Annotated in this window: 17 protein-coding genes and 1 pseudogene; 4 read left to right on the forward strand and 14 right to left on the reverse strand. The window is 74.1% G+C overall.

The features are described from left to right. The first annotated feature begins 39 nt into the window (after positions 1-39). Entirely contained in the window at positions 40-201 is a 162-nt protein-coding gene (locus tag ACQP10_RS10565) for a hypothetical protein (RefSeq protein WP_179818717.1), read from the forward strand. A gap of 72 nt (positions 202-273) precedes the next feature. On the opposite strand, the gene ACQP10_RS10570 is transcribed toward ACQP10_RS10565, so the two are convergent. The 11 genes from ACQP10_RS10570 to ACQP10_RS10620 all read right to left on the reverse strand — a co-directional run bounded on the left by ACQP10_RS10570 (position 274) and on the right by ACQP10_RS10620 (position 16924). Then, positions 274-855 carry a nitrate reductase molybdenum cofactor assembly chaperone gene (locus ACQP10_RS10570; RefSeq protein WP_389997522.1) on the reverse strand — a complete coding sequence of 194 codons (582 nt, stop codon included), beginning with the start codon at positions 853-855 and terminating at the stop codon, positions 274-276. A gap of 330 nt (positions 856-1185) precedes the next feature. Then, a complete protein-coding gene (gene narI / locus ACQP10_RS10575) occupies positions 1186-1914 on the reverse strand; it encodes a respiratory nitrate reductase subunit gamma (RefSeq protein ID WP_433541284.1) in 729 nt (242 codons plus the stop codon). Further along, positions 1911-2537, reverse strand: coding sequence for a nitrate reductase molybdenum cofactor assembly chaperone (narJ, locus tag ACQP10_RS10580; protein ID WP_433541285.1), 627 nt, complete (start codon positions 2535-2537; stop codon positions 1911-1913). The genes narI and narJ overlap by 4 nt, the downstream gene beginning before the upstream one ends. Further along, positions 2534-4213, reverse strand: a complete 1680-nt coding sequence (gene narH, locus ACQP10_RS10585; protein WP_346020569.1) for a nitrate reductase subunit beta — start codon at positions 4211-4213, stop codon at positions 2534-2536. Before narH ends, narJ begins: the two co-directional genes overlap by 4 nt. A 79-nt stretch (positions 4214-4292) precedes the next feature. Next, the gene (locus ACQP10_RS10590; protein ID WP_433541286.1) at positions 4293-7958 is read right to left on the reverse strand and encodes a nitrate reductase subunit alpha; all 3666 of its coding nucleotides are present in this window, start codon (positions 7956-7958) and stop codon (positions 4293-4295) included. Continuing rightward, positions 7955-9169: an MFS transporter gene (locus tag ACQP10_RS10595; RefSeq protein ID WP_346020567.1), complete on the reverse strand. Its 1215-nt coding sequence runs from the start codon at positions 9167-9169 to the stop codon at positions 7955-7957. The genes ACQP10_RS10590 and ACQP10_RS10595 overlap by 4 nt, the downstream gene beginning before the upstream one ends. Before the next feature lie 215 nt (positions 9170-9384). Further along, on the reverse strand, positions 9385-10635 hold the full coding sequence (locus ACQP10_RS10600; protein ID WP_346020566.1) for an NAD(P)/FAD-dependent oxidoreductase: 1251 nt from the start codon (positions 10633-10635) through the stop codon (positions 9385-9387). A gap of 324 nt (positions 10636-10959) precedes the next feature. Further along, entirely contained in the window at positions 10960-12504 is a 1545-nt protein-coding gene (locus tag ACQP10_RS10605; protein WP_433541287.1) for a PucR family transcriptional regulator, read from the reverse strand. Between the two features lie 151 nt (positions 12505-12655). Next, on the reverse strand, positions 12656-13573 hold the full coding sequence (locus tag ACQP10_RS10610; protein ID WP_433541288.1) for a neutral zinc metallopeptidase: 918 nt from the start codon (positions 13571-13573) through the stop codon (positions 12656-12658). Between the two features lie 37 nt (positions 13574-13610). Beyond that, positions 13611-16127, reverse strand: coding sequence for a PEP/pyruvate-binding domain-containing protein (locus tag ACQP10_RS10615; protein WP_346020563.1), 2517 nt, complete (start codon positions 16125-16127; stop codon positions 13611-13613). Next, positions 16124-16924, reverse strand: a complete 801-nt coding sequence (locus ACQP10_RS10620) for a TetR/AcrR family transcriptional regulator (RefSeq protein WP_346020562.1) — start codon at positions 16922-16924, stop codon at positions 16124-16126. Before ACQP10_RS10620 ends, ACQP10_RS10615 begins: the two co-directional genes overlap by 4 nt. 271 nt (positions 16925-17195) lie before the next feature. Here ACQP10_RS10620 and ACQP10_RS10625 point away from each other — a divergent pair, with 271 nt between their 5' ends. After that, positions 17196-17774 carry a TOPRIM nucleotidyl transferase/hydrolase domain-containing protein gene (locus ACQP10_RS10625; RefSeq protein ID WP_399499676.1) on the forward strand — a complete coding sequence of 193 codons (579 nt, stop codon included), beginning with the start codon at positions 17196-17198 and terminating at the stop codon, positions 17772-17774. Between the two features lie 84 nt (positions 17775-17858). Here ACQP10_RS10625 and ACQP10_RS10630 read toward each other — a convergent pair whose 3' ends face one another. Next, on the reverse strand, positions 17859-18311 hold the full coding sequence (locus ACQP10_RS10630) for an NUDIX domain-containing protein (RefSeq protein WP_346020560.1): 453 nt from the start codon (positions 18309-18311) through the stop codon (positions 17859-17861). 283 nt (positions 18312-18594) lie between these two features. Between ACQP10_RS10630 and ACQP10_RS10635 the strand changes: the two are divergent. Together ACQP10_RS10635 and ACQP10_RS10640 are read left to right on the forward strand one after the other, a co-directional pair. Then, positions 18595-19017 (forward strand): annotated as a pseudogene (locus tag ACQP10_RS10635) (RrF2 family transcriptional regulator); the annotation flags it as partial. A 326-nt stretch (positions 19018-19343) separates the two neighbouring features. Beyond that, the gene (locus ACQP10_RS10640) at positions 19344-20537 is read left to right on the forward strand and encodes a globin domain-containing protein (RefSeq protein WP_346020559.1); all 1194 of its coding nucleotides are present in this window, start codon (positions 19344-19346) and stop codon (positions 20535-20537) included. A gap of 30 nt (positions 20538-20567) precedes the next feature. Here the strand turns inward: ACQP10_RS10640 and ACQP10_RS10645 are convergent, their stop codons facing one another. Both ACQP10_RS10645 and ACQP10_RS10650 read right to left on the reverse strand, forming a co-directional pair. After that, positions 20568-22145 (reverse strand): FAD-dependent oxidoreductase, encoded by a 1578-nt coding sequence (locus tag ACQP10_RS10645; RefSeq protein ID WP_433541289.1) that lies wholly within the window; start codon positions 22143-22145, stop codon positions 20568-20570. 91 nt (positions 22146-22236) lie between these two features. Then, positions 22237-23550 (reverse strand): NAD(P)/FAD-dependent oxidoreductase, encoded by a 1314-nt coding sequence (locus ACQP10_RS10650; protein WP_399499673.1) that lies wholly within the window; start codon positions 23548-23550, stop codon positions 22237-22239. Positions 23551-23632 lie beyond the last annotated feature (82 nt).

A 23632-nucleotide genomic window follows, 5' to 3' on the forward strand; every position in this document is an offset into this window, starting at 1 on the left:
CTGCGAAATGTCGGTGGGGCAGGCAAGAATGATCTCATCATGGTCATCTCACCTTCGCTCCCGTTCGCGGCCACGACGTCCCCCAACGGCGACATCGTGGTCTTCTACGTCGGTCCCGAGCCGCGCATGACGCCCGAGCAGGCGCTCGCGTTCGCCGACCGGCTGCGCGACATGGCCGCCGAGCGCCTCGCACCCGCCTGACCCGCACCCGTCCCCCTCGACCGGCCTCCCGGCGTCACCGGGTGGTGAACCGGGCCGGTTCACCGTACGGCGTTACCAGGCGGTGAACCGGCTCCGCGCGGCGCAGGGCACCGGGCGTCGCTCGCGCGGGCCGGCCTGGGGAATGGTCGCCTGCACCGCGGCCACGATGTGGGCGTACGGTGATCCCTCCTCCTCCAGTTCCCCGCGCAGCTCCGCCAGGTCCGCGCGGTGCTCGCGCAGCAGCTGCACGGCCGGATCCACGGCGCCGCGGGCCGAAAGCTCGCACACCGCCGCCAGGTGGTCGGCCGGCTGCTCGCCGGACAGGCCGAACCCCGCGGTGCGGAAGGCGTTCTCGAACCGGTGCAGAGTCTCCTGGCGTTCGGCCGCGTCGCCGGGGGAGTGGCAGGCCAGGCGGAACCGGCGGTTGCGTCCCGGGCCGAGCACCGCGGTGTGGTGCGCCTCCAGGGCGGTCTGGGACGTGGCCGCCACGTGGACGAGGAAGGCGGTCAGCCGGTTGCGGACCTCGCCGAAGGGAAGCGTGGCGACCGATCTCGCCAGGAGCGGCCACGCCTCCCGCAGCCCCTCGTCGGGCCGTCCGAGCAGTACCGAGGCGACCATGTGGGCGGTGCGCACCCCGCCGTCGAGAACGCTCATGACGACGCGGCGCCCGTCGCGGCTCGTGCCGGCGCGGCCGACGGTCCTCGTCCGGTTCTCTCCCGGGCGACCTGTCGGGCGGTCATCATTGTGGGAATCCCTTCCGGACCCTGGGGCGTCATACGTGCGGGGACCAGCTTTTCGGGATGGCCGGTCGGCGCGGCAGGGTCTTTGGTCGGGCCGCTTGGGACTAAGGTCCTTAAGTTCACATAAAGCAGGAAATATCCGGTGGCACGGCCGACGGCGCGGTGCGGTGGGTGACGGCGCGGCGGGTGGCGGCGCCGCCGGCCGTACGGCGGACGCCCGCCCGCCGTACGGCCCGCGGGTCCGTCAGCGGGTCGGTTCCCATCCGCGCCGGGGCGCCGTCAGGCCGCGCCGGTCGTCCCGGCTGCGGTAGACGATGTAGGGGCGGGTGAGATAGCCGACCGGCGCGGTGAGCGCGTGGACCAGCCGGGTGAACGGCCAGATCGCGAACAGCACCAGCGCGCTGAGCGCGTGCAGCCGGAACAGCGGCGGGGCGCCCGCCATCAGCTCTCCCTCCGGGTGGAGCAGGAAGATCGACCGGAACCACGGGGAGATCGTCGTGCGGTAGTCGTAGCCGCCGCCGATGACGTTGGCCACGACCGTCGCGGCCAGGCCGAGCGCGATGGTCAGGGCGAGGACCGCGTACATGAGCTTGTCGTTGCGGGTCGTGGCGGTGAACACCGGGCCGACGGTGCGGCGCCGGTAGACCAGGATCGCCAGGCCGCCCACGGTCGCCACACCCGCCAGCGTGCCGAGCACGACGGCCGCGACGTGGTAGGCCGTCTCGCTCACCCCGGCGGCCTCGGTCCAGCCCTTGGGGACCACCAGCCCGCCGACGTGGCCGAGGATCACCAGGAGCAGGCCGAAGTGGAACAGCGGGCTGCCGGCCCGCAGCAGCCGGGACTCGTACATCTGCGACGAGCGCGTGGTCCAGCCGAACCTGTCGTAGCGGTAGCGCCATACGTGACCGAGCACGAAAACGGTCAGGGCCATGTAAGGGGCCACCACCCACAGCGCCGTGTCCAGGGCGTTCACCGGTCGCCTCCCGCGATCGCGTAGGGCTCCAGCCCGACCTCCTCGGCGGGTGGTCCCTCGGCCGCCAGGCGCAGCGCCGCCTCCTGCTCCCACGGGCGGGCCGGCGGAAGGGTCGCCTGCACCGCGGCCACGACGTCGGCGTACGGCGACCCCTCCTCCCGCAGCGCCCGCGTCAGCACCGCCAGGCCCGCGCGGTGCTCGCGCAGCAGCCGCATGGCGGGCCCGGCGGCGCCGCGCGCCGACAGCTCGCACACCACCGCCAGGTGATCGGGCAGCTCCTCGCCGGAGAGGTCGAATCCCGCCGCGCGGACCGCGTGCCTGAACCGCAGCAGCGCCGCGCCGCGCCTGCGGGTGTCGCCGTAGGCGTAATACGTCAGGTACGGGCAGCAGCGCCGTTTCAGGTCGAACGTCGCCACGTAGTGCGTCTCCAGCTCCCGCCGCGGGGTGGCGGCCACGTGGCGGAGGAAGGCGGCCAGCCGGGCGCAGACCTCCCCGAAGGGGAGCGCCTCGACCGACCTCGAAAGGAGCGGTCGCGCCTCGTACAGCCGTTCGTCGGGGTAGCCGAGCAGCACCGAGGCCACCATGTGGGCGGTGCGCAGCCCGGCGTCGTCGAGAGCGCTCATGGCTTCCTCTCATCGTCGTGACGAGGGCCCTCGTCGGGGCGGGGGAAGAGGCCCTCGGGGACGCCCTTGCCGTCCCAGTTGAGGAGGTTGACCCGGCCGCGGAGCCGGTCGGCCTCGGCCAGGCCCTCGGTGGTCTGCCGGTCCTTGAGCGCGTGGAAGGTCTCCACGGAGACCGGCGCGGGCATGCCGGACGCCTCACCGAACGGACCGCCCATGCCGGGGCCGCCCTCGCGGTCGAGGCTGCAACCGGTGGCCGTCTCCTCCAGCCACGCGCCCTGCTCGGCGTGCGCCCGGGGGATGACGTAGCGCTCGTCGTAGGCGGCGATGGCCAGCAGCCGGTACATCTCCTCGATCCGCTCGCCGGTCATGCCGACGGACTCGGCGATCGAGGGGTCCGGCTGCTGCCCGAGGTTGTCGCGCCGCATGTGGGAGCGCATCGCCGCCAGCCTGTGCAGCACCGCGCGGACCGGCTCGGGGTCGCCGGCGGTGAACAGCCCGGCCAGATAGTCGATCGGGATGCGCAGCGTGTCGATGGCGCCGAACAGGTTGCCGGCGTCCTCGCCGTCGTGGCCGGTGCCGGCCAGCGCGTCGACGACCGGCGACAGCGGCGGGACGTACCAGACCATCGGCATGGTCCGGTACTCCGGGTGCAGCGGCAGCGCGACGTTGTAGTCGAAGATGAGCTTGTACACGGGGGAGCGGCGGGCGGCCTCCAGCCAGTCCTCCGGGATGCCCTGCGCCCTGGCCGCCGCGGCCACCTCGGGGTCGTGCGGATCGAGCAGCACGCTCCGCTGCGCCTCGTACAGGTCCTTCTCATCCGGTACGGCGGCGGCCTCGGCGACCCGGTCGGCGTCGTACAGCAGCAGGCCGATGTAGCGCAGCCGCCCGACGCACGTCTCGGAGCAGACGGTGGGGATGCCCACCTCGACCCGCGGGTAGCAGAAGGTGCACTTCTCGGCCTTGCCGGTGCGGTGGTTGAAGTACACCTTCTTGTACGGGCAGCCGGTCACGCACATCCGCCAGCCGCGGCAGCGGTCCTGGTCCACCAGGACGATGCCGTCCTCGGAGCGCTTGTACATCGCGCCGGAGGGGCAGGAGGCCACGCACGAGGGGTTGAGGCAGTGCTCGCAGATGCGCGGCAGGTAGAACATGAACGCCCGCTCGAACTCCAGTTTCACCTCCTCCGAGACCTTGCGCAGCACCGGGTCGGCGGGCGCCAGCTCCGGCCCGCCGGCCAGGTCGTCGTCCCAGTTCGCGCTCCAGGTGATCTTGGTGTCCTCGCCGGTGATGAGCGACCTGGGCCGCGCGACCGGGGTGTCCTCCTGCGCGGGGGCGGAGAACAGCCGGTCGTAGTCGTAGGTCCAGGGCTCGTAGTAGTCCTGGATCGACGGCATCAGCGGGTTGGCGAAGATGGACAGCAGCTTGCGCAGCCGCCCGCCGGCCCGCAGGTGCAGCCGGCCGCGCCGGTTCAGCTCCCAGCCGCCCCTCCATTTCTCCTGGTCCTGGTAGGTGCGCGGATAGCCCTGGCCGGGACGGGTCTCGACGTTGTTGAACCAGACGTACTCGACTCCGGCCCGGTTGGTCCACGCCTGCTTGCAGGTGACCGAGCAGGTGTGGCAGCCGATGCACTTGTCGAGGTTCATCACCATGGCGAGCTGCGCCATGACCCTGGTCATCGCCCGCTCACCTCCTCCCGCTCGAAGGGCACGAAGGGCACGAAGGGTTCGAAGGGACGGCGCGGTTCCGTGGCGGGCATCAGTAGTCGACCTCCTGCGAGCGGCGGCGGACCACCGTGATCTCGTCGCGCTGGTTGCCGGTCGGGCCCAGGTAGTTGAAGGCGAACGTGAGCTGGGCGTAGCCGCCGATGAGGTGGGTCGGCTTGACCAGCAGGCGGGTCAGGGAGTTGTGGATGCCGCCGCGCCGGCCGGAGGTCTCGCTCTTCGGCACGTCCACCACCCGCTCCTGGGCGTGGTACATGTACACCGTCCCGGTCGGCATGCGGTGCGAGACGACCGCCCGCGCCACCACCACGCCGTTGCGGTTGACCGCCTCCACCCAGTCGTTGTCGGCGATGCCCGCGCGGGCGGCGTCGGCCGGGCTCATCCAGATGGTCGGCCCGCCCCGCGACAGCGACAGCATCAGCAGGTTGTCCTGGTACTCGGAGTGGATCGACCACTTGGAGTGCGGGGTGAGGTAGCGCACGACGACGCCCTCGGCGCCGCCCTCCCCGAGGCCCGGCTCGCCGAACAGCGCGGTCATGTTCAGCGGCGGCCGGTAGACCGGAAGCGCCTCCCCGGCCTCGTGCATCCAGTCGTGGTCCAGGAAGAAGTGCTGGCGGCCGGTGAGGGTGTGCCAGGGTTTGCGGTGCTCGACGTTGACGGTGAACGCCGAGTAGCGGCGCCCGCCGGTCTCGCTGCCCGACCACTCCGGGGAGGTGGTCACCGGCACCGGGCGGGCCTGGGTGTCGGCGAAGGTGATCCGCTTGTGCTCGTCGGCGAGGCCGTCGAAGGAGGTCCCGGTACGGCGGGCCAGCGTGGCGAACCCCTGCGCGGCCAGCCGCCCGTTGGTGGTGCCCGACAGGGCGAGGATCGCCTCGCACATGTCGACGTCGCGGGCCAGGGACGGCCTGCCGTCGGCCGCGCCGCCGCGGACGGCGCCGTTGAGGCTCCGCAGCCGGTCCACCTCCTCGGCCACGTCGTAGGTGACGCCCTTGGTCGTGGCGCCGAGCCGGTCCGTCAGGGGGCCGAGCGCCGCCATCTTCTCCGCGACGGCGCCGTAGTCGCGCTCGACCGTCACGATCTTCGGGAAGTCCCGGCCGGGCACGGGCGTCTCCCCGGTCAGTCGCCAGTCGCGCACCCGGCCGTGCGGGGTGGCCAGCTCGTCGGGGGTGTCGTGCAGCAGCGGCACCGCCACCACGTCCCGCCGTACCCCGAGGTGGGTGCGGGCCAGGGCGCTGAACGCCTTGGCGATGGCGGCGAACGCGGCGAAGTCGGTGCGGGTCTGCCAGGGCGGGTCGATCGCGGGGGAGAAGGCGTGCACGAACGGGTGCATGTCGGTCGACGACAGGTCGTGCTTCTCGTACCACGTCGCGGCGGGCAGCACGATGTCGGAGAACAGCGTCGTGGACGTCATGCGGAAGTCCAGCGACAGCAGCAGGTCGAGCTTGCCCTGCGGCGCCTCCTCGCGCCAGCGCACGTCGCCGGGCCGCTGGTCGGGCGCGGCCTCCTCCGCCCGCACCGAGGAGTCGGCGCCCAGCAGGTGGCGCAGGAAGTACTCGTTGCCCTTGGCAGAGGAGCCCAGCAGATTGGCCCGCCACACCGTCAGCACCCGCGGCCAGTTGCCCGGCGCGTCGGGGTCCTCGCAGGCGAAGCCGAGGGCGCCCGAGGCGACCCGCTCGGCGATGTACGGCCCCGGCTTCAGCCCCGCCGCGGCGGCCTCGTCGGCCAGGTCCAGGGGGTTGCGGTCGAACGTCGGGTACGACGGCATCCAGCCCAGCCGGGCCGACTGCGACAGCAGGTCCGCGGTGGACTTCCCGGCGAACGAGCCGTCGCCGAGCGGGGAGGAGACGGTGTCGGCGGTGTAGGTGTCGTAGCGCCACTGGTCGGTGTGCAGGTACCAGTAGGCGGTGCCGATCATCTGCCGGGGCGGGCGTGCCCAGTCGAGCCCGCCCGCGAGCTGCGCCCAGCCGGTGACGGGCCGGCACTTCTCCTGACCCACGTAGTGCGCCCAGCCGCCGCCGTTGACGCCCTGGCAGCCGGTCAGCGTGGTCAGCGCCAGGAACGACCGGTAGATCGTGTCGGAGTGGAACCAGTGGTTGGCGCCCGCCCCCATGATGATCATCGAGCGGCCGCCGGACTCCTCGGCGGTGCGGGCGAACTCGCGGGCGATCCGCGCCGCCCGCGCCGCCGGCACCCCGGTCACCGCCTCCTGCCAGGCCGGGGTGTACGGCTCGGCCGCGTCCTCGTAGGAGGCCGGCCAGCCGCCCGGCAGGCCGGGGCGGGCCACGCCGTACTGGGCGAGCAGGAGGTCGAAGACCGTGGTGACGAGGCGGTCCGCGACCCGCAGCGCGGGCACCCCGCGGCGCAGCACCCCGTCGCCGTCCGGCCGGTCGAACCGGGGCAGCGCGACCGGTACGGCCTCGGCCCCGGGCAGGCCGTGCAGGGACGCCGCCGGGTCGATGTCACCGAGGTCGAGGTTCCAGCGGCCCTCGCCCTCGGCGGAGTAGCGGAAGCCGAGCGAGCCGTTGGGCACGGCCGGCCCGCCGGTCGTCCGGTCCAGGAGCACCGTCTTGAACGCCGCCTCCGCCCCCTCCTCGCCGAGGTCGGCGGCGGTCAGGAACTTCCCGGGCACCAGGGAGCCGTCGCGCTCCTCCAGCGCGACCAGGAACGGCAGGTCGGTGTGGCGCCGGACGTAGTCGTCGAAGTACGGCGTCCGCCGGTCGACGAAGAACTCCTTCAGGATCACGTGGCCCATGGCCATGGCCAGCGCGCCGTCGGTGCCCGGGTGCGGGGCCAGCCACTCGTCGGCGAACTTGGTCGCGTCGCTGTAGTCGGGGGAGACGACCACGACCTTCTGGCCGCGGTAGCGGGCCTCGGCCATGTAGTGCGCGTCGGGGGTGCGGGTGACCGGAACGTTGGAGCCCCACAGCATCAGGTAGGCGGCGTCCCACCAGTCGGCCGACTCCGGCACGTCGGTCTGGTCGCCGAAGACCTGCGGGGAGGCGACCGGCAGGTCGGCGTACCAGTCGTAGAACGACAGCATGGTGCCGCCGATCAGCGAGACGAACCGGGATCCCGCAGCGTGGGAGACCATGGACATCGCGGGGATGGGGGAGAACCCGGCGACCCGGTCGGGGCCGTACGTCCTGATCGTGTGCACGTGCGCGGCGGCGATCATCTCCGTCGCCTCGTCCCAGGTGACGCGGACCAGGCCGCCCTTGCCCCGGGCCGACTGGTAGCGGCGGCGCCGTACCGGGTCGGAGACGACGTCGGCCCAGGCGGCCACCGGGTCGCCGAGCCGCGCCTTCGCCTCCCGGTACATCTCCACCAGCACGCCGCGGGCGTAGGGGAAGCGGACCCGGGTGGGGGAGTAGGTGTACCAGGAGAACGCGGCGCCCCGCGGGCAGCCGCGCGGCTCGTACGCCGGCCGGTCGGGCCCGACGCTGGGGTAGTCGGTCTGCTGCGCCTCCCAGGTGATGATCCCGTCCTTGACGTAGACCTTCCACGAGCAGGAGCCGGTGCAGTTCACCCCGTGCGTGGAGCGCACCACCTTGTCGTGGCTCCACCGGTCGCGGTAGAAGGCGTCGCCCTGGCGGCCGCCGATCTGATGCAGCGTCCGCAGGTCGGGGGACACCTCCCCGGGGCGCAGGTGGCGGCCCAGCCGGAGCAGGGCGTCGCTGACGGGTCCATCCACGGCGGTCATGCGGTGCCCTCCTTCGGCTCCTTCGCGCCGAGCGCGAAGCGGCAGTAGACGAACGCGGCGGCGGCGACCGTCGCAAGCAGCATCAGCCCGATGGCGTAGGAGCCGGTCGCCTGGTAGATCAGCCCCATCACGATCGGCGGCAGGAACCCGCCGAGCCCGCCGGCCGCGCCGACCACGCCGGTCGCGCTGCCGACCATCGGGCCCGGGATCATCCGCCCCAGCAGGGCGAACACCGCGCCGTTGCCCACGCCGAGCGCCGCGGCCATGGCCAGGAAGGCGGCCGTGGCCAGCGGCATCGCCGGGGTGAAGGCCACCACGACCGCGCACGCCGTCACGACCGCCAGCGCCACGGCCAGCACCGGGCGGCCGCCCAGCCGGTCGGACAGCCAGCCGCCCGCGGGCCGGGCGAGGGTGGCCAGCACCACGAACCCGGCGGCCCGGGCCGCGGCGTCGGCGGTGGTCAGGCCGTAACCGGACTTGAGGTACAGCGGCAGGTAGACGCCGAAGGCGACGAACCCGCCGAAGGTCAGCGCGTACATCGCCGCCAGCTCACGGGTGACGCGCAGCCGCGCCGCGGCGAGGAACCGGGTGGTGAACGGCTCGGCGGCCGGCCGGGTGCCCGGGGCGTTCCGGCCCACCAGCCAGAAGACCACGCCGACCACGACGAGCGCGGCGGCGACCACGAAGAACGGCGCCCTGCGCCCGTAGGAGTCCGCCAGCCACGGGGTGGCGAAGCCGGAGATCGCGGTGCCGATGTTGCCCATGCCGAAGATCCCCAGCGCCAGCCCGCGGCGCTCCGGCGGATACCACGCGTTGACGTACGGCACGCCGATCGCGAAGGTCGCCCCCGTCATGCCGAGCAGGAACCCGCCGGTCAGCAGCGCCGGGTAGTTCTCGACGAAGGCCAGGAACATCACGGGCACCACGCCCAGCAGGCTCGCCACCGCGAAGACCGCGCGCCCGCCGTAGCGGTCGGTCAGCCCGCCCAGCACGATCCGGCCCAGCGACCCGACGATGACCGGGACGGCGACCAGGATCGACACCTCGCCGGGACTCAGCCGGAGAAGCTCCTGGTAGGCCGGGCCGAGCGGGCTGAGCAGGGCCCAGGCCCAGAAGTTCACCGCGAACGCGACCGTCGCCAGTATCAGCGCGACCGTCGCGCCTCCTCCGGCTCCGGTCGCCCGCGGGGCGGTCTGCGGGGTGGTCCTCATCGCGATGAAAGCCTCCGGTCCCTGGCGGCGAGCGTTCGGAGGTACCTTCCCCGGATGGCTGGTTGAACATCAGGGTCTTTGGTCCCACCGCCTCGGCCCAATGGCACATACCGGTCAGGAGGCGGCAAAGGTTCTCATGCCACCGCCGCCCGCGCCGGGCGGCGCGGGCGGCGGTGGGTTCGCTCAGATGATGAGGTTCTCCGCGGATGGGCTCCTCAGCGGGTGGGGTCGAAGTCGCGCAGGGCCCCGGGCTGCTTGCCGGTGGTGATCTGCTCGGCGAGCATGCGCCCGGTCACCGGCCCGTGGGTGAACCCCCACATGCCGTGCCCGCCCGCGACGAACCGTCCCGGCGCGTTGGTCGCGCCGACGAGCGGCCGCCCGTCGGGCGTGACGGGGCGGGGGCCGACCCAGGTGTCGGTGCGCTCCTCCCAGGAGACGCCGGTCAGCAGCGGCCGGGCGGACTCGATGATGGACTGGACCCGCCGCGGCTCCAGGGGGGCGTCCGCGTCGCGGAACTCCATCGTCCCGGCGACGCGCAGCCCGCCCTGGTACGGCGTGCAGGCCACGCGTACGGCGGGCAGGTAGATCGGCCCCGGCACCGGCTCGGTGGTCGGCACGGTGAAGGAGTAGCCGCGCCCGGCGCGCACCGGCGTCCGCACCCCCCACTCCCGGCCGAGCACGTTCAGCCAGGCGCCGGTGGCCAGGACGACGGCGTCGGCGGTGACGCCGTCCCCCGCGCCGGACCGGACGGTGAGCCGGCCCGCGTCGTCATCCACCCCGGTCACCCGGAAGCCGGACCGGATGACGCCGCCGCGGGCGACGACCGAGCGGGCCAGCGAGCGGGTGAACTCCCCGGGGTCGACGTAGCGCTGGCCGTCCAGCCGGATCCCGACCCGCACCCCGGAGGAGAGCTGCGGCGCGTACCCGGCGAGGCGGTCGCGGTCGAGCACCTCGTAGTCGATGTGCAGCCCGGACCGGTTGATGCGGCGCAGCTCGTGCAGGAGGCCCACGGCCTGGCGCGAGGTCTCGAACCCGGCCAGGATCGGCGCCTCGATCGTGGGGGACTCGACGCCGTTGGCGGTGAGCACGTCGAACGCCTCCAGGCACTCCTCGTTGAACGGGAGGTTGGCCTGTACGGCGCGGCCCCACGACCGCCAGGTGCAGTTGGCGGCGAACCGGGTGAGGAAGGACCACAGCTTCGTGTCCAGCGTGGCCGGCACGTGCAGCGGGGCGCTCGGGTCCAGCAGGGAGCGCATGCCGTAGCGCAGCACCCCGGGCTCGTTCAGCGGGATGGCCAGCCCCGGGGAGAGCCAGCCCGCGTTGCCCCACGACGCGCCCGCGGCGACGCCGTCGCGGTCGACCACGGTGACCTCCACGCCGCGCTCCTGCAGGAACCAGGCGGTGGACAGTCCCACCACGCCGGCGCCGATCACCACCGCCGTGCGCGGTCCGCCCTCGATGCCCATGACAATCTCTCCGCTCCGACTCGTCCGCTCGCCGTACGCACGGCGTCCGGCGGACGTACGCTCGTCGTACGCCCGACGCGGGTCTTGCCCACGTGGCACGAGCATGACGCGCCCGGCGTGGGAACGGTCTGTCTGTGCCGGACAACCGGGGGCGCCGGGCTTGTCCGGCCGCGACAAACACCCGGGCCGCCGGGACGTTCCCGGAGATCCCGCATCACCTTCGGGAGACGCCGGGATGTTCCCGGGGGCCGCCGGGACGCCTTCGGGAGCCGCCGGTCCCGGGAGCCGCCGCGGACACCGGGAGGCCGGGGCCGCCGCCCGGGGTCAGGACCGCTCGTCCTGCCCGGCGGCCAGCGCGATGATCATCGCCAGCCGCTTCTCCGGCAGCTCCAGCTGCAGGTTCGTGATCTCCCTCATCCGGCGCAGCCGGTAGCGGACGGTGTTGGGGTGGACGCCCAGGCGGCTCCCGGCGGCGACCGGGTCCCCCTGCTCCTCCAGCCAGGCGCGCAGCGTCGCGATGTACCGGGTGCCGTGCTCGGCGTCGTGCCGGGTCAGCTCGGCGACGGGTCCGCGGGCCGGGACGCGCCCGGCGGAGGCGGCCGCCCGCAGGCGCTGCAGCAGGATCCCGTCCCACGACTCGTCGTAGACGACCGCCAGGTCGCCGCCGGGCCGGGCGGCCCGCAGGGCGAGGCTCTCGTCGGCCTCCTGCCGGCTCGCGGGCAACTGGCCCAGGTCCGCGGCTCCGCCGACGCCGGCGAACACGGTGACCCGCCGCGGCAGGACGTTCACGATCGAGGCGAGCCAGTCGCGGGCGGGCCCGGGGTCGCCGCCGCAGGGCAGCACGGTGTACAGGGTGTTGCCGAACAGCGCGCTGCGTCCCGGCCGGGACCAGCCGAACCCCGTGGTCGCGCGTTCGAAGGCCAGCAGGATCGCCGCGTGCCGCTCCTCGGCGACGTGGGCCTGTAACGCGATCACCCGGAACCGGCCCCGGGGCAGGCCGAGCCTGCTGACCAGGGATGGCGCCTCGGCCGTGCCCTCCAGCAGCCGGATGACGAGGTCCGACTCCACCTGGCGCTCCAGATCGGCGCCGACCCGGGACCGCAGCAGGTGCAGCGCGACGGCCCGCGCCCCGTCCACGAGGACGACCCGGCGCTCCTCGGGCAGCGGGCGCTCGCACTCCACCCAGATCGAGCCGAGCAGCTCGCGTCCGGCGCGCACCGCGACCACCATGCGTCCCCGCAGGCCGTGTTCGGGCGAGGGCTCGACGAACAGAGGCTCGTCGGAGGTCGTCAGGTGCGCGAAGACGCCCCCGCGCTCGAACAGCCGGCGCATCGCCTCCGGCACCCGCCGGCCCAGGATCGTCTCCAGCCGTGCCGGGTCGGCGGCCTGCTGCGAACCGGAGTAGGCCAGCACCCGCGACATCTGGTCCTCGATCGTCACCGCGGAGCCGACCTCGGCCGCCAGCGCGTCGGCCAGGGCGAACAGGTCGGTGGGCCCCCGCCCGGCGTCGGTCTGGCGGCCCTCGACCACCAGCCCGTACACCACGCCGGCCAGCTGGCTCCACGACACCTCCGGCTCCACCAGCAGCACGGCGATCCCGGCGTCCCGGGCGCCGGCCAGGGCCTCCTCGTCCAGCGGCGGCCGTCCGCGCACCAGCACCGCGGCGGCCCGCGCCGCCCGGGCCAGCCGTACGGCGTCGGCCGCCGAGTCCACGCCGACCGACAGGAACACGTCGCCGGTCGCGGGGTGAGGGTCGGTCGGGTCGTGCACCGCCACGCTGCGCAGCTCCACCGCCCGCGACGCCGGGGCGCAGCACAGGCGGGCGCCGTACCCGCCGAGGACGTTCACCAGCCGGTCCAGTCTCAGCACGCGCCCACCTCCCTCACCGTGCCGCCCGTGCCCGCCGGGACACCCGCGCCGCCCGTACCCGTCGTGCTACTCGTACCCGCCGCGCCGCCCCCACCCGCCGTGCCGCCCGTGCCGCCCGTGCCGTCCGTGCCCGCCGGGGCGGCTCCGCCGGTCACGACACCGCGGACGGCGGGGCCGCCCAGGTGTCGCAGGCGGCCGGGGAGACCGTGCGGAGACCGCGGTCGAACCAGTGGCCCCGGTGGGCGCCGGTGCCGTGGGTGCGCGGGCCGTCGTCACCGTCGTCGCCGGCGGCCCGGATCGCCTCCGACAGGGCCGTCCAGTCCGGCGCGGTGCGGGACAGGGAGCCGCGCACGCTGCCCAGGAACACCCCCGACAGGCAGTCCGCCTGCAGCTCGTAACGGCGGTTGAGCTCGGCCCGGCGGGTACGGTCCGCGCGGGCGCGGGCCTCGTAGCGGGCCCGGAAGCCGGTGAGGCTCTGCAGGTGGTGACCGTACTCGTGCGCCGCGATCTTCAGCGGGTACAGGTCGGTCCGGCCCTCGATCCAGTCGCCGGTGAGCGGGAACACCACCGTGGCCTTCTCCGTGCAGTAGAAGGCCGCCGCGCCGGTGGGCCAGGGTACGCCGCACACGCGCTCGGCGGGCTCCTCGTAGAAGCGGACCGTGGGCGCGCGGAAACGCAGTCCGGCACGCGCGAAGTGGCCGGACCACGACCTGTTCAGGCACCCCATGATCGCCGTGAGGTACTCCCGCGACCGGGGGATCCCGCCGTCGACGAGCGGCGGCTCCGGGCACGACGTGACCGCCGGCCTTCCCCTCCCCAGCGACGGGCTCCCGGCGGACCCGGCCCGGCCGGCCGTTCCGTGAGGCCGCGCGGCCGTCCCGTACGGCGCCGCCGCCGGGAGGACCCGCGTGGCGGCGTGCGGATCCGCGACCGAGTCGGCCCGCGCGGCCGCCCCGTACGGCACCGCGGCCAGGAAGGCGGTCAGGCAGGCGACCACCGCGGGGGCGGTCCGGCGGACGGCGGCGGCGGGGCGCCGCGGACCGGCGCCGATCGGGGGGAGGCATCGCATGACCGGCAGCTTAGAGCCCCGGCGCCGCGTGCCGCCGTCAGGCGGTGAGGACCTCCACGGTGCCGCGCTCGCCGTCCACCCTGATCCGGTCGCCGTCGCGCAGGCGCATGGTCGCGTTGCCGGTGCCGACCACCGCCGGAATGCCCAGCTCGCGCGCGACGATCGAGGCGTGCGACAGGGGCGCGCCCATGTCGGTGACGACGGCGGCGGCGCGGGGGAACATCGGGGTCCAGCCGATGTTGGTCAGCGTCGTCACGAGGATCTCGCCCGGGGCGAGCCGGTCACCGTCCTCGGGGGAGTCGATGACGCGGGCCGTGCCCTCGACGATCCCGGGCGCCCCGGGGAACCCGGTGACCGTCTCGCTCACCGGCACGCCGCCGCCCCGGGCGTCGAAGAGGTCACGCCGCCGGTCCGGGTCGGCGGCCCAGCGCTCGGGGTCGAAGCGGCCGACGATCAGCGTGGGGTAGGCGGGCAGGGCGGCGTAGCGCTCGTAGGTCGCCCGCCGTACCTCGACATGGTCCAGGGGGCTATCGTCGCCGCGCAGCAGGGCGATGACCTCCTGGATCGACAGGAAGAACAGGTCCTCGCCGCGGCCGGTGAGCTCCCCGGCCCGCAGCACGAGGTCGCGGACCGCCCAGAAGGCCCTGATCACCTCCGAGCGGGTCGCCTCGCGGTCGCGGACGACCGCGTTCCATCGCGCCACCCGCCGCCGCGTGGCGGCGACCCGGCGAGGGAAGCGTTCCCCGAACCGCCGCCAGGCCGCCTCGCCCGCCTCCCGGCGGCGGGTGAACAGCTTCTCCTCCCGGTCCTCGGCGCCGGACATGGCGGCGAGCTGCGCGTCGACCCACCGCGGGTCCTCGCCGGGCCGGGGGACCGACAGCTCGAACTCGTGCGGGCCCCGGTGCCCGTACTCGCGGGCGAACGTCTCCCGGTCGATCTCGCCCCTGGCCAGCCTGCCCAGGCCGACGATCGGGCCGAGGCTGGCCAGCTCCCCGTCGGCCCCGGCCCCGGTGAGCATCGCCTCGGCGTCGATCTCACCCACCAGCCTGCGCAGCCGGTCGCGGGTCATGACCAGGGTCGCGCCGCCCTGCCGCCCGGCGGCCTCCAGGGACCGGCACGCCTCCACCAGGTACGGCAGCAGCTCCCCCTCCCACAGGGCGGCCAGCTCGCCGGGGGAGGCCGTCGCGGCGATCCGCCCGCGCAGCCGCGCGTTGCGCTCCCGCGCCGTGGCGAGGAAGGCGGGCATCCGCGCGAGGTTGACCCGCACCCGCCGGCGCAGCGTGAAGGCCAGGGGCAGCACGGCCCTGATGATCTCCCAGCGGGAGGCGGGCAGCGGCGGCACGTCCAGGCCGGGCGGGAGCCTGCCGAAGACCTGCTCGGTCGCGCCGAGCCGCCCCTTCATGCCCAGCGCCGCGGCGATCGAGTGCATCACGCTCAGGTTCATGTAGAACCGGCCGCCGATGTTGCCGACCAGGTCGAAGCCGGGCAGCGCCGAGGCCGACATGGCCTCGGTGATGAAGAGCCGCACCACCGACCAGGTGCAGGGCGTCATCACGTCGGGGATGGCCTCGCCGAGGTTGGCGGAGGTCCACAGGTAGTCGCCTTTGAGGGTGTCGTTCCACTCCTCGACGCGTCGCCGCAGGCCGGTGACCGGGCGGGCCTGCAGGATGTGGAGCGTGCCGTCGTGCAGGGCCCACTCGACGTCCATGGGCGCGCCGTACAGCTCCTCGATCTCCTCGCCCAGCCGGGCCAGCCGTACGGCCCGCGCCCGGTCGAGCACGGGACGGCGGCGCAGGTCGTCCGGGACCGGCTCCTCGCGGGTGCCGCCGGCCGTACGGACCGTCATGACGGTCTTGTCGGCGACGCGCTCCTCGGCGACCTCGCCGGTGGACCGGTCGACCACGACCGTGTCGGGCGTCACCAGCCCGCCGACGACGGCCTCGCCCAGACCCCAGGAGGCGTTGAGCACGATCCGGTCGCGGGCGCCGGTGACCGGGTCGGCGGTGAACATGACGCCGGCCGCGTCGGCGGGCACCAGCTCCTGGACGACCACGGCCAGCGCCACGTCGTCGTGCGGGACGCCCTGGCCGGTCCGGTAGGCGATGGCCCGCTCGGTCCACAGCGACGCCCAGCAGCGCGCGACCGCCGCCACCAGGCCGTCGGCGCGGACGTTGAGGTAGGTGTCCTGCTGCCCGGCGAAGGACATCCCGGGCAGGTCCTCGGCGGTGGCCGACGACCGCACGGCGACCGGGACGTCGTCACCGAGCTTCGCGTGGGCGGCGAGGATCTCCGCGGCGGTCTCCGCGGGGACCTCCCGGCCGGCGAACAGCTCGGCGATCCGCCGGGCGGCCCGGTCCGCGGGCAGGCCGGCGACGGCGCGCGTGATCTCGTCGTGCAGGCCGTCGCGGGAGACGAAGTCGCGGTAGGCGCCGGTGGTGACGCAGAAGCCGCCGGGGACCGGCAGGCCCGCGCGGGCCAGCCGGGCGAGGGAGGCGCCCTTGCCGCCCGCGGTCGCGAGGTCGGCTGCGGCGTCGGACAACGGGATGACGTTCATCGGGGGGTCTCCTCGGTGCCCAGGGACAGGCACAGCTTGTGCCGCGCGCTCTCCAGGACGAAGTCGATGTAGCGCAGGGTCGCCCGCCGGATCTCGCGGGCGTCGTCGTCGGTGGGCGCCGTGCCGGACTCCAGCGTCCGGCCGCAGGCGTCCGCGACCAGTTCCGCCAGCCGCCCGTCGTCCGGGACGTACGTCCCGGGCAGCATGCGGGGGATGGTCAGGAACCCGTAGAGGATGGAGGAGAGGGCCGTCACGTGCTCGGCGGGCGTCAGGTCGGCCCGCAGCGCGCCGTGCCGGGTCAGCTCGGCGAGGTAGGGGCCGAACCCGGCGCGCAGCTCGGCGTCCGCCCGGTCGTCGCGCTTGGCCCGGGTGAGCCCGCCCAGCACCGCCGAGTCGCCGAGGAGGCTCGCCCGTAGCAGGGGTCTGCGGAGCAGCCCGGCTGCGAGCAGGCCGAGCAGGTCGCGGAGCCGGCCGGGGGTGTCCTCCGCGCGCCGCCGCACCTCGGCCGCCATGTCGGCCCGCTCCCGGCGCAGCAACGCGGCGAACAGCTCCTCGCGGGTCCGCCAGTGCAGGTAGATCGTGCCCTTGGCGACCCCGGCGCGCCGGGCGATGTCCCCGATGGTGGTGGCGTCGTAGCCCCGGTCGAGGACGAGTTCGCCGGCGGTGTCGAGGATGCGGTGCGCCCGCTCCAGGTGCCGGGCGGCGTCCCGCGGGGGCCGGCCGGGCCGCCTGGGCCGCGCCCCGCCTCCCGGCCCGCCTTCCGTCCCGGTCCCCGGCCCGTCTTCCGAGGCGGCCATCGGCCCGTCTCCCGGGCCGTCTTCCGCTTCGGTCCCCGAGCCGTCGTGGGGTCTGCTCTGTGCCGTCATGTCCGTGTGAACCAGCCGTCCCGAGAATTTTGACCAAAACCCGCTGTTCGGTCATTTAATTGATAGCACACCTCCGGCCGGCCCGGCGGGGAAGGGTGATCGGGAACCGCTCCCGCCGCTCCGCGGTCGTGCTCCGCGGCCGGTGACCTTCCGGTGCGTAAAAGAGGATGAACCTCTCCGGGCCCGGTGCCAGGCTGGTCTCGTGAGTGACACGCGGACCGTGGTCCTGGTCGAGGGAGTCAGTGACAAGTCGGCCGTCGAGGTGCTGGCCGAACGCCGTGGCCGGGACCTGGCGGCCGGGGGCGTCTCCGTCGTGGCGATGGGCGGTGCCACGAACATCGGGGCCCATATCGGCAGGTACGGCCCTGCCGGTCACGGTCTCCGGCTGGCCGGTCTGTGCGACGCCGGGGAGGAGGGCGACTACCGGAGGGCTCTTGAGCGCGCCGGTCTCGGATCCGATCTCGACCGGAGCGGTCTGGAGGCGCTCGGGTTCTTCGTGTGCGTCGCCGATCTGGAGGATGAGCTGATCCGCGCCCTCGGCGTCGCCGCGGTCGAGCGCGTCCTCGACGCCGAGGGTGAGCTCGGCTCGTTCCGCACGCTGCAGAGGCAGCCCGCGTGGCGCGGGCGCGCCGCGCACGACCAGCTACGCCGGTTCATGGGGGCAGGGGGCGGCCGTAAGATCCGCTACTCCGGCCTGCTCACCGCGGCACTCGAGCCCGGCCGCGTGCCGCGGCCGCTGGACATGCTGCTGGCCCACCTGCCGGGCGGCCGGGGACGGTGATCGGGCTGTCGTCCCGTCTCACCTGCCGCGCCTCCACCATGTGCCCGCCCGGCGCCAACGGGGCCGGGCCGCCCGCCAGGCCGATCACTCGCCTTTGCCGAGGATCAGAAGCCGATGTGACTCCTGCAGTCCCTCCGGGAGGTCGCTCGGTGTGAACCACTTCGCCTCCAGGATCTCGAAGGAGTCGATTTTCAGGGTGCCGCCGATGAGCGCGGCCTCGTAGGCCACCTCCACCCGCAGCCTGTAACCGCTTTTGAGATACGCGAGGTCGCCCACCTGGACCCGCAGTCCGGTCTCCTCGCGCACCTCGCGGACAACGGTCTCCTCGAACCTCTCGCCCTTGATCGCGTAACCCGTCGGCAGGCCCCACTGCCGCCCCTCAGGCCACATCCGGTGCCGAAGAAGGAGCACGCGTCCCTCCTCGTCCCGAACGATCCCGGTGACCCCGACCATGAACTTCGCCTGGAAGATCCACAGCACCCGCCACTGGATCGGCCCACGAATGAGCCGCCACGCCGCTGCGACCAGCTTCTTCACGATGATCTCCTCTGTGGTCCGGCGACCCTTCCCGGTCCTCATGCGGGCCGGGGACCTGCGACGACGCCGGTGCGGTGACGACGGTTCCGCTCGTACGAACATTCCGCAGCACCGTGCCGGACCTCAGGGGCTTCCGCAATCGGATCGGCTCAGATGCCTTCGTTCGCGGTGGAGAGACGCGGCTCCACCTGTCCTCATGGCTAGCACGGCGGCGTGGCCACGGGGGCGGGCCACGCCGTCCCGGCCGGTCGCCGGGGCCGACGGGACGGAATACCGTGATTACATGCGTCTGACCGCCTTCACCGACATCTCGCTCCGTATCGTGATGCGGCTGGCCGTGGCGGACGGCGAGAAGCAGCCCACCACCCGGTCGGTCGCCGAGGTGCTGGCCGTGCCGTACACCCACGCGGCCAAGGCGGTGGCGCGGCTGAGCGAGATGGGACTGGTGGACACGCGGCGCGGGCGCGGGGGAGGGCTGCGGCTGACCGGGGCGGGTCGCCGGGCGTCGGTCGGCGCCATCGTCCGCGCGCTGGAGGGGGACGGCGACGTGGCGGGCTGCGAGGACGCGGTGCCCTGCCCGCTGCGGGCCGCGTGCCGGCTGCGGGGGGTGCTGGCAGGGGCCAGGGAGGCGTTCTACGCCGCGCTCGACCCGATCACGGTCGACGACCTGGTGGCGGAGCCGACCGGCCCGGTGCTGATCGACCTGCTGCCGCCGAGGGTGTCGTCCGGCGGGCCGTCCGGGACGACGCCCGGGGCCGCGTCCGGAACGGAGGCCGGTGTGGTGCCCGGGACGCCGTTCGATGGGTCCTCCGAGGTGACGCCGGGAGTGTCCTCCGCCACGGTCTGACGTCCCGGCGTGGCACCGCCCCCGCCGGAACCCCGCCGAACAGCGGATTTTCGGATGATGTGACTTTCGGCCCTACGACGGGTGACTTCCGGCCCCGGGGGCGGACGGCAACGCGGTCCTTAATATGTATGTGAGATGCAAATTAAGTTGGCTGCGTCTTCCCCGCACCTGTCGTAGGAGGTCACATGCTGTCCGCGGAGTCCGCAGCGATCGTCCGTAGCACGCTGCCGGTCATCGGAGCATCGCTCGACGACATCACCGCCCGATTCTATGGCTCGATGTTCGCCGATCGGCCGGAACTGCTCGACGGCCTGTTCAACCGCGGCAACCAGGCCAGCGGAGCACAGCGCCGCGCCCTGGCCGGCTCCATCGCCGCGTTCGCCACGATGCTGCTGGACAACCCCGACGAGCGCCCCGACGCGCTGCTGGCCCGCATCGCCCACAAGCACACCTCGCTTGGGGTCACCGACGACCAGTACGTGATCGTCCACAAGTACCTCTTCGGCGCCATCGCCGAGGTGCTGGGCGACGCCGTCACCCCGGACGTCGCCGCGGCCTGGGACGAGGTGTACTGGCTGATGGCCGGCTCGCTGATCGCCATGGAGGCCCGCCTCTACGGCGAGGCGGGCATCGCCGACGGTGACAGCCGGCGTCAGTGGCTCGTCGTCGAGCGCCGCGAGGAGACGCCCGACGTGGTCTCCTTCCTGCTGCGCCCGGCCGACGGCGGGCCGGTCCCGCCCGCCCGTCCCGGCCAGTACGTCAGCGTCGAGGCGCGCATGCCCGACGGCGTGCGCCAGCTCCGCCAGTACAGCCTGTCCGGCACGGACTCCGAGGGCACCCGGCGCATCACCGTCAAGCGGGTGCGCGGCGAGGGCGGCCCGGACGGCGAGGTCTCCAACCTCCTGCACGCCACCGTCCGCGAGGGGGACGAGCTCACCCTGACGACGCCCTTCGGCGACGTGGCCCTGGAGGACGGCGACGCGCCGCTCGTGCTCGCCTCGGCCGGCATCGGCTGCACCCCCATCGTCGCGATGCTGGAGCACCTGGTCGGCACCGGCTCCACGCGGCGCGTGCTGGTGCTGCACGCCGATCGCTCCCCGGCCGACCACGCGCTGCGCGAGGACACCGAGCGGCTGGTCGCCGCGCTGCCGAACGCGACGCGGATCCTCTGGTACGAGGCCGGCGCGACCGGCGACGAGCGTTCCGGGTGGATGGACCTCGCCGGGGTGGAGATCCCCGAGGGGGCGACGGTCTACCTGTGCGGCCCGCTGCCCTTCATGCGGGTGACGCGCTCGGCGCTGATCGGCGCGGGCGTGGCGGCGCGGGACGTCCACTACGAGGTCTTCGGCCCCGACCTGTGGCTCGGCGCGGAGGACTGAGGCCCGCCCGCACCCGCGGAGCCGGCTCCGTCACCGTCCGCGGGGGTCCCGCGCGGGACCCGCTCCGGAACCGTCCGCGGGATCGGCTTCCGGACCGGCCGCGAGGCCCTCGACCGGGGCCAGCGGCTCGGTGGCCGGTCCCTGCAGGACCTCGCCGTCCACGCCGAAACGCGAGCCGTGACAGGGGCACTCCCAGGTGCGCTCTGCGTCGTTGAACCCCACCACGCATCCCATGTGGGTGCACACCGCGGACACGGCGTGCAGGCGGCCGGCCTCGTCCCGGTGGACGGCGCACCGCTCCCCGCCGATCTTGAGCACCGCGCTCTCGCCCGGCCGGAGCGCCTCGGCGTCCCCGGCCGGTCCCGCACCGAAGCGGTCGGCGACGAAGTGCCGCGCCACCGTGGCCTGCATGCGCAGCGCCGCGCCCGCCTCGCGCACCGGGTGCAGCCGGCGGGGGTCGTACAGCTCGGCCCAGGGGGATTCGCCCCCGGTGATCAGCTCGGCCAGCAGCCGCCCCGCCATGACCCCGTTGCTCATGCCCCACCCGCCGAACCCGGTGGCGACGTAGGCGTGCCGCGCCCCCGGGTGCAGGAGGCCCACGAACGGCAGCCGGTCGGTGGTGTGGTTGTCCTGGGCCGCCCACCGGTGGGACACCTGCTCGGCGCCGAACCGGTCGGCCATCCAGGAGGCGAGCCGGGTGAAGCGGTCGCCGACCCTCCCGGCGCCCGGCTTGAACGCCTCACCGGTGACGATCAGCAGCCGGCGGCCCTCGCCGTACGGGGCGGTGCGGACCGAGCGGGTGTTGTCCTCGGTGGTGACGAACATGCCCTCGGGCGCCCGGTCCGCGGGCACGGCCGCCGCCACGACCAGCTCGCGGCCCGGCTCCATCCGGGAGAACAGCAGCGCCCGGTCGAAGACCGGGTAGTGCGTGGCCACCACCACGTCGCGGGCGGTGACGGTGACGCCGTCGGCGGTGGTGACGCGGCATGGATCGCTCTCGGACAGCTCCGTCACCCGGCTGTGCTCGAAGACCAGCGCGCCGCCGGCCACCAGCGCGTCGACCAGGCCCAGGAGGTAGCGGCGCGGGTGGAACTGTGCCTGGTCGTCCACCCGCACCGCCCCGGCGACCGGGAACGGCAGCGGCGTCTCGGTGACGAACGACGCGGGCAGCCCCGCCCGCGCCGCCGCCTCGGCCTCGGCGCACAGCTCCTCGGCGCCGTCGGCCGACTCGGCGTAGGTGAACGCGGGCATCCGCTCCACCTCGGCGTCGATCCCCAGCTCGCGCGCCGTGCCGATCAGGTGCTCGATCGCCGCCTGCTGGGAGGCGGCGTACAGCCGGGCGGCCTCCGCGCCCGCCGACTTCTCCAGGTGGGCGTAGATCCGCGTGTGCAGGGCGGTGAGCTTGGCGGTCGTGTTGCCGGTGACGCCCCCCGCGACCCGACCCGCCTCCACCACCGCCACCGTACGGCCCGCCCGCTGGAGCTCCCAGGCGGCGCTGAGCCCGGCGATCCCCGCGCCGACGACCACGACGTCGACCTCCAGGTCCTGGACCAGGGTCGCGTGCGGCCGGCCGGGGGCCGATTCCATCCAGTAAGACTGCGTCGTCATGCTCGCCGCCCCTGCCCCCGCCGCCGCCCGTCACACGCGGGGACGGCTCCGCGGGCCCGCGCGTGGAGCCCGCTTCCGCCGCCGGAGCCGGTCAGCGGCCGCTGAGGCCGTCGGGCCGCTCGGGGGAGGAACTGGTCAGCGGGACCGAACCGCCCCGGACGAGGTCGAGCTGGACCATCTGGCGCGGCAGCAGCGCGTCCAGCAGCCAGTTCCCCGCGATGCGGGTCCGGCCGCCCGGCACGGCCAGCAGGTGGTAGCCCCGGGTCACCGCCTTGGCCGGCAGGCCCGACAGCGGCACGCCCAGCGGGTTCGCCGCGGCCTTGAGCCCGCCCAGGTCCACGACGAACCCCAGGTCGTTGTGCCGGTACGGCTTCCGCTCGGCGCGGCCGTAGGTGGCGGCGACGTTGCGGGCCACCTGCTTGCCCTGGCGGCTGGCGTGCTGGGCGGTCATCGCGGTGAACTTGCCGGGGTTGGTCAGGTCCGGAACCGCCGCCGCGTCGCCGCAGGCGAAGATCTCCGGGTGGCCGGGGACGTTCATGTACTCGTCCACCAGCAGCCGGCCCTTCTCGGTGGGCAGCCCCATCGACTCCACGAACGGGTCGGGTCGCACGCCCACGCACCAGATCAGCGAACGGGTCGGCACGAACTCGCCGTCGGAGAGCTTGACCCCGTCGGCGTACGCCTCGGCCACGCTGGTGCCGGTGCGGATCTCCACGCCGCGCTCGGACAGGGTGCGCTGCGCGGTGTCCGACAGCCGCCGGTCCAGCTCCGGCAGGATGCGCGGGGCCAGGTCGGCGAGGATCCAGCGGATCGGCTGGTCGCGCAGGCCCGGCCGCCGCCGGACCGCGTCGCGGGTGAGCAGCTGCCCCTGGGCGGCCACCTCGGTGCCGGTGTACCCGGCGCCCACCACGACGAACGTGCAGCGCGCCCGGCGCTCCTCGGGGTCGTCGGAGGCGTCGGCCAGCTCGATCTGGCGGATCAGGTGGTCACGCAGGTAGAGGGCCTCGGCGACGCTGCGGAAGCCGTGCGCGTGCTCGGCGACCCCGGGGACGGGCAGCAGCTTGTTGACGCTGCCGACGGCCAGCACCAGGCGGTCGTAGGACAGGTCGCGGCGGTTGCCCTCGGCGTCGACGCACGTCACCCGCCTGGCCTCGACGTCCACGGACTCGGCCGAGGCGAGCAGGTGCCGCACCCCCGGGCAGTTGCTCGCCAGCGGGATCGCGACCTTGCGCGGGTCGAGGACGCCCGCGGCCACCTCGGGCAGCAGCGGGAGGTAGAGGAAGTAGTCGGTGGGGTTGACGAGGACGATCTCGATGGCTCCCCGGGCCATTCGGGCGAGGGTGCGTGCGGCGGTGAACCCCGCGAAACCGCCCCCCACGATGACGACTCTCTGCCTGTCGGCCATTTCCGGTGGGTCCTTCCACGTCGCGGAACTGCTGTCCTAGCCGGGTGCCCGTTTTGGGAACGGGCAAGCCTCCGCGCGGGCA

It is taken from the genome of Streptosporangium sandarakinum (assembly GCF_050942225.1).
Taxonomy (GTDB): Bacteria; Actinomycetota; Actinomycetes; order Streptosporangiales; family Streptosporangiaceae; genus Streptosporangium; species Streptosporangium nondiastaticum.

Bases quoted from the DNA above. Each gene is read 5' to 3' on its own strand.
- ACQP10_RS10565 (WP_179818717.1), top strand. From the start codon at position 40: ATGGTCATCTCACCTTCGCTCCCGTTCGCGGCCACGACGTCCCCCAAC.
- ACQP10_RS10570 (WP_389997522.1), bottom strand. From the start codon at position 855: ATGAGCGTTCTCGACGGCGGGGTGCGCACCGCCCACATGGTCGCCTCG.
- narJ (WP_433541285.1), bottom strand. From the start codon at position 2,537: ATGAGCGCTCTCGACGACGCCGGGCTGCGCACCGCCCACATGGTGGCC.
- narH (WP_346020569.1), bottom strand. From the start codon at position 4,213: ATGACCAGGGTCATGGCGCAGCTCGCCATGGTGATGAACCTCGACAAG.
- ACQP10_RS10590 (WP_433541286.1), bottom strand. From the start codon at position 7,958: ATGACCGCCGTGGATGGACCCGTCAGCGACGCCCTGCTCCGGCTGGGC.
- ACQP10_RS10595 (WP_346020567.1), bottom strand. From the start codon at position 9,169: ATGAGGACCACCCCGCAGACCGCCCCGCGGGCGACCGGAGCCGGAGGA.
- ACQP10_RS10600 (WP_346020566.1), bottom strand. From the start codon at position 10,635: ATGGGCATCGAGGGCGGACCGCGCACGGCGGTGGTGATCGGCGCCGGC.
- ACQP10_RS10610 (WP_433541288.1), bottom strand. From the start codon at position 13,573: ATGCGATGCCTCCCCCCGATCGGCGCCGGTCCGCGGCGCCCCGCCGCC.
- ACQP10_RS10615 (WP_346020563.1), bottom strand. From the start codon at position 16,127: ATGAACGTCATCCCGTTGTCCGACGCCGCAGCCGACCTCGCGACCGCG.
- ACQP10_RS10620 (WP_346020562.1), bottom strand. From the start codon at position 16,924: ATGGCCGCCTCGGAAGACGGGCCGGGGACCGGGACGGAAGGCGGGCCG.
- ACQP10_RS10640 (WP_346020559.1), top strand. From the start codon at position 19,344: ATGCTGTCCGCGGAGTCCGCAGCGATCGTCCGTAGCACGCTGCCGGTC.
- ACQP10_RS10645 (WP_433541289.1), bottom strand. From the start codon at position 22,145: ATGACGACGCAGTCTTACTGGATGGAATCGGCCCCCGGCCGGCCGCAC.
- ACQP10_RS10650 (WP_399499673.1), bottom strand. From the start codon at position 23,550: ATGGCCGACAGGCAGAGAGTCGTCATCGTGGGGGGCGGTTTCGCGGGG.